Annotated in this window: 2 protein-coding genes; both read left to right on the top strand. The window is 71.6% G+C overall.

Going from position 1 to position 15,528, the window contains the following annotated elements:
• Nucleotides 1-44 precede the first annotated feature (44 nt).
• Nucleotides 45-10,475, top strand: coding sequence for a type I polyketide synthase (locus tag JK364_RS03885; RefSeq protein WP_372461920.1), 10,431 nt, complete (start codon nt 45-47; stop codon nt 10,473-10,475).
• An 85-nt stretch (nt 10,476-10,560) separates the two neighbouring features.
• Entirely contained in the window at nt 10,561-15,513 is a 4,953-nt protein-coding gene (locus tag JK364_RS03880; protein ID WP_201847495.1) for a type I polyketide synthase, read from the top strand.
• The last annotated feature ends 15 nt before the right edge of the window (nt 15,514-15,528 follow it).

Genomic DNA, 15,528 nt, shown 5'->3' with positions numbered 1-15,528 from the left:
TGCCCGCCGACCACCCCGCTCCCGAAGCGCGACCCCGAGAGGTTCTGATGTCGGAACAAGAAAAGCTGCTCGGCTACCTCCGGCGGGTGACGGCTGATCTGCACCAGGCGCGGCAGCGTCTGCAGGATGTGGAGTCGGCGGCCCGTGAGCCGATCGCGATCGTCGGGATGAGTTGCCGCTTCCCCGGCGGGGCGCGCTCGCCCGAGGAGTTCTGGCGGCTGCTGAGCGGGGCCGAGGACGCCATCACGCCGTTCCCCGACGACCGTGGCTGGGACCTCGACGCGCTCTACGACGCGGACCCTGACCGGTCGGGTACCTCCTATACGCGTGAGGGGGGATTCCTCCACGACATCGGCGACTTCGATGCCGACTTCTTCGGGATCTCGCCGCGTGAGGCGATGGCGATGGATCCGCAGCAGCGGTTGCTGCTGGAGACGTCGTGGGAGGCGATTGAGCGGGCGGGCATCGATCCGGTCTCGCTGCGGGGCAGCCGGTCCGGGGTCTTTTTCGGGGCGGTGGCCCCTGACTACGGGCCGCGGGTGCATGAGGCACCGGATGGTGTCGAGGGTCATCTGGTGACCGGCAGCGCGATCAGCGTGGTGTCCGGTCGGGTGGCCTACACGCTCGGGCTGGAGGGCCCCGCGGTGACGGTCGACACCGCGTGTTCCTCGTCGCTGGTCGCTCTGCATCTGGCGGTGCAGGCGCTGCGTCAGGGCGAGTGCACTTTCGCCCTGGCCGGTGGTGTGAGCGTGATGGCCACGCCGGGTACGTTCGTCGGTTTCAGCCGGCAGCGCGGGCTCGCGGCGGACGGCCGGTGCAAGCCCTTCTCGGCGGCGGCTGATGGTTTCGGGGCGGCCGAGGGTGCCGGGATGCTGTTCCTGGAGCGGCTGTCCGACGCGCGGCGAAATGGGCATCCGGTGCTGGCGGTTGTCCGGGGTACGGCGACGAATCAGGACGGTGCGAGCAGTGCGCTGTCCGCCCCCAACGGCCCGTCGCAGCAGCGGGTGATCCGTCAGGCGCTGGCCAACGCCGGGCTCACGGCCGGGCAGGTCGACGCGGTGGAGGCTCATGGGACGGGTACGTCGCTGGGTGACCCGATCGAGGCGCAGGCGCTGCTGGCCACGTACGGCCGTGAGCGCGCCGCGGGTGAGCCGCTGCTGCTGGGGTCGGTGAAGTCGAACATCGGTCATACGCAGGCGGCTGCGGGTGTGGCGGGTGTGATGAAGATGGTGCTGGCGATGCGCCATGGTGTGCTGCCCAAGACGCTGCACGCGGCTGAGCCGTCGCCGCATGTGGACTGGTCGACGGGCACCGTCGAGCTCCTCACCGAGGCCGCCGCCTGGCCCGAGGGTGAGGAGCCGCGCCGGGCCGGTGTGTCCTCCTTCGGCATCAGTGGCACCAACGCCCACGCCATCATCGAGCAGGCACCACTGCCGTCCGTCACCCCGTCCGGTGCCGAGGCGGCGGAGACGGAGCCGGCGCAGGCGCCGCGGATGGCGTTGCCGCTCGTTCCCTGGCTGTTGTCGAGCAAGTCCGAGGCGGCGCTGCGGGCTCAGGCGAGGCGGCTGCTGGACCACGTGGAACAGCACCCGGAGGTCGCGGCCGAGGACATCGGGCTGTCTCTTGCCACCACGCGGACCGCTTTCGAGCACCGTGCGGTCGTGCTGGCCCCCGACCGTGCGAAGGCCGTACGGATGCTGACCGATCACCTGGCGGGGCGGGGCACCTCCGGACTGGTCGAAGGCATTGCCAGGCGCAGCGCCGGGGTCGCCTTCGTCTTCCCCGGTCAGGGGTCGCAGTGGGTCGGCATGGCCGTGGGGCTGATGGAGTCCTCTCCGGTGTTCGCGGAGGCGATAGCCGAGTGTGAGACCGCCCTGTCGGCGTATGTCGACTGGTCGTTGACGGATGTGCTGCGTGGTGCCGCGGGCGCCCCCGGTTTTGACCGGGTGGATGTCGTTCAGCCGGTGCTGTTCGCGGTGATGGTGTCGCTCGCGAAGCTGTGGCGCTCCTACGGTGTGGAGCCCGCGGCGGTCATCGGCCACTCCCAGGGCGAGATCGCGGCGGCGTGTGTGGCGGGTGCGCTGTCGCTCGAGGACGCCGCGAAGGTGGTGGCGCTGCGCAGCCAGGCGCTGCCGGTGCTGTCCGGGCGCGGGGGCATGGTGTCGGTGTCGCTGCCCGTGGACTCGGTTCGGGAGCGCCTTGAGGCGTGGGGTGAGCGGCTGTCGGTGGCGGCGGTGAACGGCCCCTCGGCGGTGGTGGTCTCCGGCGACGCCGACGCGCTGGAGGAGTTGCTGGCGGCGTGTGAGGCGGAGGAGATCCGGGCGCGTCGCATCCCGGTGGATTACGCATCGCACTCCGCCCACGTCGAGAGCCTGGAAGAGGAGATCCGGCGCACTCTGGCCGGGATCGCTCCGCGGTCCTCCTCGGTGCCGTTCTACTCGACGGTGACCGGCGGTGTGCTGGACACCACGCAGATGGACGCCGGCTACTGGTACCGCAATCTGCGCGGGACCGTGCGTTTCGACGAGACCGTACGGGTGCTCCTGGACGAGGGTTTCCAGACGTTCGTGGAGGCCAGCGCGCACCCGGTGCTGACCATGGGCATCGAGCACACGGCCGAGGACCACGGCACCCCCGTGGCGGCCATCGGCTCGCTGCGCCGCGACGAAGGCGGCCCGGCACGGTTCCTGACCTCCCTGGCCGCGGCCCATGCCGGCGGCATCGCCGTCGACTGGCGGACGGTGTTCGCCGGCACCGGCGCACACCCCGTCGAACTGCCCACCTACGCCTTCCAGCGCCAGCGGTACTGGCTGGACGCCATCTCGTTTGTCGAGGGGGCGGCCGCCGGTGGCGGCTTGAGCGCGGACGCGGTGGACGCGCGCTTCTGGGAGGCGGTGGAGCGCGAGGACCTGGAGGCGCTGGCGCGGACGTTGGAGGTGGCGGACGAGGAGCAGCAGTCGTCGCTGACGGCGTTGCTTCCGGCGCTGTCGTCCTGGCGCCGTCAGCTGCGTGAGCAGAACACGGTGGACAGCTGGCGTTACCAGGCCGTCTGGAAGCCCCTGGCATCCGCGTCCGAGACCACGCTCTCGGGCACCTGGCTCGTGGCCGTTCCGGAAGGCCGTGGTGACGATGTATTGGTCGCCACCGTGCTGGACGGGCTGGCCGGGCGCGGTGCGCATGTGGTCCGGGTAGCCGTCGGGGCGGCGGATGACCGTGAGGTGATTGCGGAGCGGCTGCGCGTGGCCCTCGATGGCGTGGCGGTGGAGCCGTCGGGCGTGGCGGGTGTGTTCTCGCTGCTGGGTCTTGACGAGTCGGCGCATGAGTCCTTCGCGGTGGTCCCGGCCGGGCTGGCGGCGACGGTGGGCCTGGTCCAGGCGCTGGGCGACGCGGATGTGGTGGCTCCGCTGTGGTGCGGCACCCGGGGTGCGGTGTCGGTGGGGCGCTCCGACCGGCTGGTGAGCCCGGTGCAGTCCATGCTGTGGGGCCTGGGCCGGATCCTGGAGGCGGAGTACCCCCAGCGCTGGGGCGGCGTCGTGGACCTGCCCGAGACCATGGACAGCCGTGCGGTGGCCCGTCTGGCCGGAGCGCTGGCGGGTGCGGAGACCGAGACCGAGGACCAGGTCGCGGTGCGCGGGTCCGGCGTCTTCGCCAAGCGGCTGGTGCGGGCCTCCGCACCCGAGGCCACGGCCGCGGATGGCTGGCGTCCGAGTGGTTCGGTGCTGGTGACCGGTGGTACGGGTGCGCTGGGTGGCCATGTGGCCCGTTGGCTGTCGCGTGCGGGTGCCGAACATCTGGTGCTGACGAGCCGTAGTGGCATGGAGGCCGAGGGCGCCGCCGAGTTGAAGGCGGAGCTGGAGGGGCTCGGTGCCCGGGTGACGGTGGCGGCGTGTGACGCCGCGGACCGTGAGGCACTGGCGGCGGTGCTGGAGGCGATTCCGCGGGAGTTCCCGCTGACGGCCGTGGTGCATACGGCCGGTGTGCTGGACGACGGTGTGGTGGACGCCCTCACGGTGCGCCGGGCGGCCGGGGTGCTGCGTCCGAAGGTGGACGCGGCGCGGAATCTGCATGAGCTGACCGCCGGGATGGATCTGTCGGCGTTCGTCCTGTTCTCCTCGGCGGCCGGCACCTTGGGCGGCCCGGGTCAGGGCAGCTACGCGGCGGGTAACGCCTACCTCGACGCGCTGGCGTCGCAGCGGCGTGCGGATGGCCTTCCGGCCACCTCCATCGCCTGGGGCGCCTGGGCCGGAGGCGGTCTCGTCACGGATGAGGTCGGCGAGCAGATGAGCCGGTCGGGGATCCTGGCCATGCCCCCCGAGCTGGCGATCTCAGCGCTGCAGCAGGCACTGGACCACGACGAGACGTTCCTCGCGGTCGCGGACATCGACTGGGCACGCTTCGAAGCGGACTCCGCCGACACTCCCCTCTTCCGCCAGCTGCGGAGCGCGCGGAGCGCCACCACGGGGAAGCAGCCCACGGTGGGCGGCGCCGCCCCCGGGCGGGCCGAACTTCACGACCGGCTGGAAGCCATGCCCCAGGAGAAGCGCGAAGGGGCGCTGCGGGACCTGGTGCGTGCCCAGGCCGCCGATGTCCTCGCGCACGACAGCGCGGACGCGGTGGCGTCGGACCGTGCCTTCCGCGACCTCGGCTTCGACTCGCTGACCGCCGTTGAACTGCGCAACCGGATCGGCGCGGCGACCGGGCTGCGGCTGCCGGTCAGCCTGGTCTTCGACTACCCCACGCCCGCGGTGCTGGCACGGTTCCTGAACGGCGAGATGTTCGGCACCGAGGAAGGCGGCGCCGCCGAGACGGCGCCGACCCGATCGGACTCGTTCGACGAGCCCATCGCGATCGTGGCGATGAGCTGCCGGTTCCCGGGCGGTGTGCGGACCCCCGAGCAGCTGTGGGATGTGGTGAACGGGGGAGTCGACACGATCTCCGGGTTCCCCGACGACCGTGGCTGGGACATCGAGGGGCTGTACGACCCCGACCCCGACAAGCCGGGCAAGACCTACGCCCGCACCGGCGGCTTCCTCGACAACGTCACCGACTTCGACCCGGACTTCTTCGGGATCAACCCGCGCGAGGCCATGGCGATGGATCCGCAGCAGCGGCTGCTGCTGGAGACATCGTGGGAGGCGTTCGAGCGCGCCGGCATCGACCCGGCGACGTTGCGTGGCAGCCAGGCGGGCGTCTTCATCGGCTCGAACTACCAGGACTACAGCGGCCGGGCCATCAACGCGCCGGACGGGGTGCAGGGCTATCTCGGACTCGGCAGCGCGTCGAGCGTCGCCTCCGGCCGTCTCTCCTACACCTTCGGTTTCGAGGGCCCGGCCGTGACGGTGGACACCGCGTGCTCGTCGTCGCTGGTCGCCCTGCACCTGGCCGCGCAGTCGCTGCGCCAGGGCGAATGCGATATGGCGCTGGCCGGCGGTGTGACGATCATGGCCACGCCGGGCACGTTCGTCGAGTTCAGCTCCCAGCGGGTGCTGTCGCCGGACGGACGGTGCAAGGCGTTCTCCGCCGGGGCCGATGGCACGGGCTGGTCCGAGGGCGTGGGCCTGCTGCTGGTGGAGCGGCTGTCGGACGCACGGCGCAACGGCCATCAGGTGCTGGCCGTCGTCCGGGGTTCGGCGATCAACCAGGACGGCGCCTCCAACGGACTGACGGCGCCGAACGGCCCGTCGCAGCAGCGGGTGATCGGCAAGGCGCTGGAGAGCGCGGGACTGTCGGCCGCCGAGGTGGACGCGGTGGAAGCCCATGGCACGGGCACCTCGCTCGGTGACCCGATCGAGGCGCAGGCGCTGCTGGCCACCTACGGCCAGGGGCGGCAGGAGGACCAGCCGCTGTGGCTGGGTTCCATCAAGTCGAACATCGGGCACACCCAGGCGGCGGCCGGGGTGGCCGGGGTCATCAAGATGGTGATGGCCATGCGCGAGGGCGTGCTGCCGAAGACGCTCCACGCGGACGAGCCCTCGCCGCATATCGACTGGACCAGCGGCGCGGTGTCCCTCCTGACCGAGGCGACCCCGTGGCCGGAGACGGACCGCCCGCGCCGGGCGGCCGTTTCGTCCTTCGGGATCAGCGGCACCAACGCGCACACGATCATCGAGGCGGCCGACACCGCCGAGGCACCGTCGCCGCGGACGGACGGCGGGGTCACCGGTTCACCGGCCGGTATCGCGGTGGTTCCGTGGCTGCTCTCCGGCAGCAGCCCTGACGCGCTGAGCGCTCAGGCCGGGCGACTGCGCGAGTTCGACGGTGTGGGTACCGCGCACACCAATGACCTCGCCGACATCGGCTATTCGCTGGCGACGACCCGTTCCGCGCTGCCCTACCGCGCGGTTGTGGTCGCCGAGGAGCCGGCGCAGTTCCGGTCCGGACTCGACGCGCTGGCAGAGGGCGGGAACGCGGCCACGCTGATCCAGGGCGAGGCGCGGACCGAGCAGAAGACGGCGTTCCTGTTCTCGGGCCAGGGGGCGCAGCGCCTGGGCATGGGCCGTGAACTGTACGACGCCTTCCCGGTGTTCGCCCAGGCGCTGGACGAGGTGTGCGCGCATCTCGATGTGCTGCTCGACCGTCCGCTCACCGAGGTGATGTTCGCGGTCGAGGGCAGTGCGGACGCCGAGCTGCTGAACCAGACGGCGTTCACCCAGCCCGCGCTGTTCGCCATCGAGGTGGCGCTGTTCCGGCTGCTGGAGCACTGGGGCATCGCCCCGGATGTGCTGATCGGCCACTCCATCGGTGAGGTGGCGGCCGCGCATGTGGCCGGGGTGTTCTCGCTGGAGAACGCGTGTGCGCTGGTGGCGGCGCGTGGCCGGCTGATGCAGGCGCTGCCCGAGGGCGGCGCGATGGTGGCCGTCCAGGCGCCCGAGGAGGAGATCGCCGCGTCGCTCGCCGGTCGTGAGGCCGAGGTGAGCATCGCCGCGATCAACGGCCCGACCGCCGTGGTCATCGCGGGCGACGAGGCCGCGGTGCTGGAGATCGCCGGGCAGTGGGAGCGAGAGGGCCGTAAGACGCGTCGCCTGCGCGTCAGCCACGCCTTCCACTCCCCGCGCATGGACGGGGTGCTCGGCGACTTCCGCAAGGTCGTCGAGGGACTGTCGTTCGCTCCGCCGGCCCTCTCCCTGGTCTCCAACGTCACCGGCGCGCCGGCGGACCCGGAGGAGGTGTGCTCGCCGGAGTACTGGGTGCGCCATGTGCGGGAGGCGGTGCGGTTCGCGGACGGGGTACGGACCCTGGAGAAGCTGGGCGTGACGTCGTTCGTGGAGGTGGGCCCGGACGGTGTGCTCACCGCGATGACCCAGGACTGCCTGACGGCCGAGGAGTCCGACGGCCGGCCCGCTCCTTCCCTCGTACCCGTGCTGCGCAAGGACCGGCCCGAGATCCAGTCGCTGACCATGGCGCTGGCCGAACTCCACGTCCAGGGCACCACGGTGAAGTGGGACGCGGTGTTCGCCGGGCGCGGCGCCCGGCGGGTGGAGCTGCCCACCTACGCCTTCCAGCGGCAGCGCTACTGGCTCGAATCGGTGCCGGCCGCCGGCGGGGATGTGACCTCGGCGGGGCTCGACTCGCCCGACCACCCGCTCCTCGGCGCCGCCGTCGCCCTGGCCGACACCGACTCCTACCTGTTCACCGGCCGGCTGTCCGTCGCCACTCAGCCATGGCTGGCCGACCACGTGTTCGCGGAGACCGTTCTCTTCCCGGGCACGGCCTTCGTGGAAGTGGCCCTGCGCGCGGCGGAGCAGGTGGGCTACGAGCGGCTGGACGAGCTGACCATCGAGACGCCGCTGGTCCTGCCCGAACGGGGCGCGGCCCAGATCCAGCTCACCGTGGGCGAGCCGGACGAGTCCGGAGCCCGTTCGCTCAACCTGTACTCCAGGTCCGAGGACGCCCAGTCGGACGAGCCCTGGACACGCCACACGACCGGCCTGCTCACCAGGGACCCGTCCACCACGGCACCGGAGTCCGTGGCCGCCGACTTCGCCGTGTGGCCGCCCGCGGAGGCGAAGCCGATCGATGTGGCCGATGTCTACGACCGCTTCATCGACGTCGGCTTCGCCTACGGTCCGGCCTTCCAGGGGCTGCGAGCCGCCTGGCGCCGTGGTGACGAGATCTTCGCCGAGATCGACCTGCCCGAGGCACAGGAGGCCGAGGCCGCGCGGTACGGCCTGCACCCGGCGCTGCTCGACGCCTCGCTGCACACCGTCGCCTTCAACCCCACCGGCACCGACGGCAGCACCCTTCCGTTCTCGTGGAACGGGGTGACCCTCCACACCGGTGGCGCGTCCGCGCTGCGCGTACGGCTCGCGAGCGGCGGCGGGGACACCGTCTCCCTGCACGCCACCGACACCTCCGGCGCGCTCGTCGTCACGGTCGACTCCCTCGTCCTGCGGCCGGTGGCCCCGGAGCAGGTGAACTCCGTCCAGCCGTACGAGTCGCTGTACCAGGTCGAGTGGGTGCCCGTGGACACGTCCCGCGCCCCGGAGCCGAATGGCGTGGCGGCCCGGCGCTGGGCGCTCGTCGGACCCGACCAGGCCGAGGTGACCGGCGTCCTCGGATCGGCCGGTGTCACCGTGGACGCCTACCCGGACCTCGCGGCCCTGGCCGAGGCCATCGGCGGGGGCGCGCCCGCGCCCGACGTCGTCCTGGCCGCCACCGTGTCCCGCAGCCGCCGGACGCAGCACCTGGCGGAGGCGGTACGGGAAGTCGGCCACCACGCCCTCGACCTGCTCAAGAGCTGGCTGGCCGACGACCGCTTCGGTGACTCCCGCCTGGTGTTCCTCACCCGGGGAGCCATCGCCGCGGGCGACGACACCGATGTGGCCGACCCCGCCGGCGCGGCCGTCTGGGGCCTGGTGCGCTCGGCCCAGTCCGAGAACCCCGACCGGTTCGTCCTGGCCGACCTGGACGGCCAGGAAGGCTCACGCCGGATCCTCCCGGCGGCGCTCACCGCCGATGAACCACAGCTCGTGGTCCGGGGCGGCACGGTCCTGGCCGGCCGCCTGGCTCGGGTCCCGGCTCGCGGCGACGCGCCCGAGCAGGCCAACGCGTCCGAGCGGGCCAACGCGTCCGAGCAGGCCAACGCGCCCGAGCAGGACACGGCCACGACCGGCGTCACCTGGGACCCGCGGGGCACCGTCCTGGTCACCGGAGCCGCGTCCGGCCTCGGGGGCCTGGTCGCCCGGCACCTCGTCAGCGAGCGTGGTGTGCGCAACCTCGTGCTGGCCAGCCGCCGCGGCCTCGCCGCGGACGGCGCGGCCGAACTGCGCACAGAGCTGGCGGACCTCGGCGCCCACGCCACGGTCGCCGCCTGCGACACCGCCGACCGCGACTCCCTCGCCGCGCTGCTGGCCTCGCTGCCGGACGAGCACCCGCTCACCGCCGTGATTCACACCGCCGGTGTGCTGGACGACGGCGTCGTCGAGGCACTCACTCCCGAGCGCGTCGACCGTGTGCTGCGGCCCAAGGTCGACGCGGTGCTCAACCTGCACGAGCTGACCGCCGGCCTCGACCTGTCCGCGTTCGTGCTCTTCTCCTCGCTCTCCGGGACGCTCGGCGGCCCGGGCCAGGCCAACTACGCCGCCGCCAACGCCTTCCTGGACGCGTTCGCGCACCGGCGCCGGGCCGAGGGCCTTCCCGCCCAGTCACTCGCCTGGGGGCTGTGGGAGGAGCGCAGTGGCATGACCGGCAAGCTGGACGAGGCCAATATGCGGCGCATCGCCCGGGACGGCGTGACCCCGATGGCCTCCGAGGAGGCCCTGGCCCTGTTCGACACCGCGTGCGGCATCGACACGGCCACCCTGGTCCCGGCACGGCTCGACGCCTCGGCGTGGCGAGCCCAGGACGGGCCGATCCCGGCCCTGCTGCGGGGCGTCATCCGGACCACGGCCCGGCGCGGCGCCGGGCGGACGTCCACGGGCGGTTCCGGCGCCGGTTCCGCCGAGCTGCGCCGGCGTATCGGCTCGATGAACCCCGCCGCCCGGCAGCAGGCGCTCCTGGAACTGGTCACCGAGCACGCGGCCATGGCGCTGGGCCACGACAACCCTCGCATGATCGCCCCGGACCGCGGATTCCTCGATCTCGGCTTCGACTCGCTGACCGCGGTCGGACTGCGCAACCAGCTGGGCACGGTGACCGGCCTTCGGCTGCCCGCCACCCTGCTGTTCGACTACACGACGTCCAGGGCGCTGGCCGGGTATCTGGCGGAAGAACTCGTCGCGGACGAGCCGGAGGCATCGGTGGTGCTGCCGGTCCTGTCGGAGCTGGAGAAGCTGGAGAGCTCCTTCGCCGAGGTGGTGGCGGACGAAGCCGCGAGGACACGCCTCACCTCACGCCTGCAGCAGGTGCTGGCGAAGCTGACCGCGGGGCAGCGGACACAGACGACGAACGGTGGGGTCGCTGCCGCCGACAAGTTCGAGTCGGCGACCGACGACGAGATCTTCGACTTCCTCGACGAGGAGCTCGGAACGTCGTGACCGACACGCACCCCGTCCCCGGACGTTACCGGCCGAAGGCTTTCAACCCCCTGTCTTGGGGTTCCCAGAGGAGTGACAAGAGGCAGTGAGCGACACCAAACTGCGCGATTACCTCAAGCGCGCGACGGCCAGTCTGCACGAGACTCGTCAAGAGCTGCGGGAACTCAAGGACCGGGACACCGAGCCCGTAGCGATCGTCGGCATGGGGTGCCGGTATCCCGGTGGGGTGGAGTCGCCGGAAGACCTGTGGGAGCTGGTCGCCTCGGGCACCGACGCCGTCTCCACCTTCCCCGTGGACCGGGGGTGGGACGAGGACCTGTACGACCCGGACCCGGAGAAGCCGGGCAAGAGCTACACGCGTGAGGGCGGGTTCCTGCACGACGCGAACGGCTTCGACGCGGCGTTCTTCGGCATGAGCCCGCGCGAGGCGCTGGCGACCGATCCGCAGCAGCGGCTGCTGCTGGAGACCTCGTGGGAGGCGCTGGAGCGGGCGGGCATCGACCCGGCGTCCGCGCGCGGCAGCCGCACCGGCGTGTTCGTCGGGGTGATGTACAACGACTACGGTTCCCGTATCCGGTCGATACCGGAGGGTCTCGAAGGCCACCTGGGCAACGGCAGCGCCGGAAGCATCGCGTCCGGCCGGATCTCCTACACCTTCGGCTTCGAGGGCCCCGCGGTGACCGTGGACACCGCCTGCTCCTCGTCGCTCGTGGCGCTGCACCTGGCCGTGCAGGCGCTCCGCAAGGGCGAATGCTCGCTGGCGCTCGCCGGCGGTGTGGCCATGATGGCGACTCCAGAGGTGTTCATCGAGTTCAGCCGACTGCGCGGACTCGCCGTGGACGGACGCTGCAAGTCGTTCTCGAACGCGGCCGACGGCACCGCATGGTCCGAGGGCGCCGGTGTGCTGCTGCTGGAGCGGCTGTCCGACGCGCGGCGCAACGGGCACCAGATCCTGGCGGTGGTACGGGGCGCCGCCGTGAACCAGGACGGGGCGAGCAGCCGGTTGACCGCGCCGAACGGTCCCTCGCAGCAGCGGGTGATCCGCGACGCCCTGCGGAACGCGGGCCTGTCGGCGGCCGATGTGGACGCGGTGGAGGCGCACGGTACGGGCACGACGCTGGGTGACCCGATCGAGGCGCAGGCACTGCTGGCCACCTACGGCAAGGAGCGCCCCGGGGCGGACCGGCCGCTGTGGTTGGGGTCGTTGAAGTCAAACATGGGGCACACGCAGGCGGCCGCCGGCGTGGGTGGCGTCATCAAGATGGTGATGGCGATGCGGCACGGTGTGCTGCCGAAGACTCTGCACGTGGAGGAGCCGTCGGAGCATGTGGACTGGTCGGCGGGGGCGGTGTCGCTGCTGACCGAGTCGACCCCGTGGCCGGAGACCGGGGCGCCGCGCAGGGTTGGTGTGTCGTCGTTCGGCGTGAGCGGGACGAACGCGCACACCATTCTGGAGCAGGCTCCGGAGGCCGAGGCGGCGGAGGTCGCCGAGGCCGAGGTGGTCGAGGGTCCGGTGGCATGGGTGGTGTCGGGCCGCGGCGCGGCCGGCCTGCGGGCGCAGGCGGGCAGGCTGCGGGAGTTCGTGGCGGCCCGTCCGGAGCTGGGCGCCGCCGATGTGGCTCTCTCACTGGCGACGACCAGGTCCTCGTTCGCGCATCGTGGTGTGGTGACGGGGGCTGACCGCGAGGAGATCCTGGAGCGGCTGGGCGCGTTGGCCGGGGACGAGGCTGTCCCGGGCGTCACGCGTGGTGTGGCTGATGGCCCGGGTCGTTCGGTGTTTGTGTTCCCGGGTCAGGGGGCGCAGTGGGTGGGTATGGCGGTGGGGTTGCTGGAGTCCTCGCCGGTGTTCGCGGAGGCGGTCGGCGAGTGTGAGTCGGCTCTGTCGGCGTATGTGGACTGGTCGTTGACGGATGTGTTGCGTGGGGTTGAGGGTGCTCCCGGTTTTGACCGGGTGGATGTGGTGCAGCCGGTGTTGTTCGCGGTGATGGTGTCGTTGGCGAAGTTGTGGCGTTCGGTGGGTGTGGAGCCGGATGCGGTGATGGGTCACAGTCAGGGTGAGATCGCGGCGGCGTGTGTGGCGGGTGCGTTGTCGCTGGAGGATGCCGCGAAGGTGGTGGCGTTGCGGTCGCAGGCGATCGCGAGGGGTCTTGCGGGTCGTGGTGGCATGGTGTCGGTCGGCCTGTCGGCGGACGAGGCCAAGGAGCGTATCGCCGCCTGGGATGGTGCGATCTCGGTCGCCGCGGTGAACGGCCCGGGTTCGGTCGTGGTGTCGGGTGATCCGGGTGCGCTGGATGAGATGGTGGCGCGGCTGGAGGGTGAGGAGGTGCGGGTTCGCCGGGTTCCGGTGGACTACGCGTCGCACTCGGCGCATGTGGAGGCGATTCACGAGGAGCTGCTGAAGGTCCTGGCGGGTATCGAGCCGCGTTCGTCGGAGGTGCCGTTCTACTCGACGGTGACCGGTGAACTGGTGGACACCGCCGGCCTGGACGCCGAGTACTGGTACCGCAACCTCCGGCAGACCGTCGAGCTGGAGGCCACCACCCGCGCACTGCTCGACAGCGGGCACGGTGTCTTCATCGAGGCGAGCCCGCATCCCGTACTGATGCTGCCGTTGCAGCAGACCGTGGAGTCCGCCGGGGCGCGGGCGGTCGTCGTGGGCACGCTGCGGCGTGACGAGGGCGGCCTGGAGCGGTTCCTGACCTCCGCCGCCGAACTCCACGTCAGCGGGGCCGGTGTCGACTGGCGGGCGGTGTTCGAGGGCCGTGGTGCCCACCGGGTCGACTTGCCGACCTACGCCTTCCAGCGCCAGCGGTACTGGCTGGACGCGCCGGTCGATGAGGTGCCCGTCGGCGGTGCGGGGCTGGGCGCGGACAGCGTGGACGCGCGGTTCTGGGAGGCCGTCGAGCGCGAGGACCTGGAGGCGCTGGTCCGGACGCTGGAGGTGGCGGACGAGGAGCAGCAGTCGTCCTTGACCGCGTTGCTTCCGACGCTGTCGTCGTGGCGTCGTCAGCAGCGTGAGCGGAGCACGGTGGACAGCTGGCGCTACAGCGCCGCCTGGAAGCCCGTGGCGTCCGCCGCCGGGACCACGCTCACCGGCACCTGGCTGGTCGTCGTCCCCAAGGTCTGTGGTGACGACGCCTTGCTCGCCTCCGTGGTGGACGGTGTGGCCGGGCGCGGTGCGCAGGTGGTTCGTGTCGTTGCCGACGCGGCCGATGGCCGTGAGGCGATGACGGAGCGGCTGCGTGAGGCGCTCGACGAGGCGGGAGCCGACCCGGCGGGGGTGTCGGGCGTGTTCTCGCTGCTGGGGCTGGACGAGTCGGCGCACGGATCGTTCGAGGTGGTCCCGGCCGGGCTGGCGGCGACGGTGGGACTGGTCCAGGGGCTGGGCGACGCCGGTGTGGTGGCCCCGCTGTGGTGCGGGACGCGGGGCGCGGTGTCGGTGGGAGGCTCCGACCGGCTGGTGAGCCCGACCCAGGCGATGGTCTGGGGCCTGGGGCGGATCGTGGAAGTGGAGTATCCCCAGCGGTGGGGCGGTCTGGTCGACCTGCCCGAGACCATGGACAGCCGTGCGGTGGACCGTCTGGCCGGTGTACTGGCCGGTGCGGACGCCGAGGACCAGGTGGCGATACGTGGTTCGGGAGTGTTCGCCAAGCGGCTGGTGCGGGCCTCGGCGCCGGAGAGCACGACCGGGGACGGCTGGCGGCCGACTGGTTCGGTGCTGGTGACCGGTGGCACGGGTGCGCTGGGTGGCCATGTGGCGCGGTGGTTGGCGCGTACGGGTGCCGAACATCTGGTGCTGACCAGCCGTCGGGGTATGGAGGCCGAGGGCGCCGTCGAGTTGAAGGCGGAGCTGGAGGCCATGGGCGCCCGGGTGACGGTGGCGGCGTGCGACGCCGCGGACCGTGCGGCGCTGGCGGCGGTGCTGGAGGCGATTCCCGCACAGTCGCCGTTGAGCGCGGTGGTGCATACGGCGGCTGTGCTCGACGACGGTGTGATCGACGCGCTGACGGTTCAGCGGGCGGCCGGGGTGTTGCGTCCCAAGGTGGACGCGGCGCGGAATCTGCATGAGCTGACCGCCGGGATGGATCTGTCGGCATTCGTCCTGTTCTCCTCGGCGGCGGGCACGATAGGCGGCCCGGGGCAGGGGAGTTACGCGGCGGGTAACGCGTTCCTGGACGCGCTGGCGTCGTGGCGGCGCGCGGACGGCCTTCCGGCGACCTCCATCGCCTGGGGCGCCTGGGCCGGAAGCGGCCTGGTGATCGACGGAGATCTCGACGAGTACATGAACCGCAGCGGCGTCGCCCTGATGAACCCGGAATTGGCGATCTCCGCGCTCCAGCGCGTTCTTGACCTGGACGAGACCTACGCCCTGGTGATCGATGCCGCATGGGAGCGCTTCGGGGACGATGGAGCCCAGCCGACGCCACTGCTGACCGAACTGGTGAAGAGGCGGCAGCCGAACGCGTCGTCCGAGTCCTCGGACCCGGCACCGGCCGAGTTGGCCGCGGCGAAGCTGCGTGCGGATCTGGCGGGGCTCTCCTCGGCGAAGCGTCAGCGTTCCCTCCGCAAGCTGGTCCGGCAGCACGTCGCCGCGGTCCTGGGGCACGCCAGTCCCGACGCCATCGAGAACGATCAGTCGTTCAAGGAGCTCGGTTTCGACTCGCTGATGGCCGTCCAGCTCCGGAACCAATTGAGTTCGATCACCGGCCTGGAACTGCCGGCCACATTGGCATTCGACTACCCGAACCTCATCGCATTGGCCGAGCATCTGGAGACGAATATGTTTCCGGAAGCCGATGGGGCTGAGCTGAAGGACCCGGAGGAGGACCGGATTCGCGAGGCGTTGGCCGCTGTTCCGCTCGCGCGGTTCCGTGAAGCCGGGCTGATGGACGCCCTGCTGGAACTTGCCCAGATCTCGGGAAGCGGTTCCGAGCTGGAGCCCCAAGAAGAATTGAACAGCGCGGTCGATGCGATGGATGTCGACGCGATGGATGTCGACGACCTCGTCCAGAGGGCACTGGGCGGCACAGACCTCTGATGGTTTTGGAAATTT

Origin of the sequence: Streptomyces endocoffeicus, assembly GCF_016741935.1 — a bacterium.
Taxonomy (GTDB): Bacteria; Actinomycetota; Actinomycetes; order Streptomycetales; family Streptomycetaceae; genus Streptomyces; species Streptomyces endocoffeicus.
Note: the sequence above shows the minus strand (reverse complement) of the source record. Positions and strands in the feature narration are given on the sequence as shown.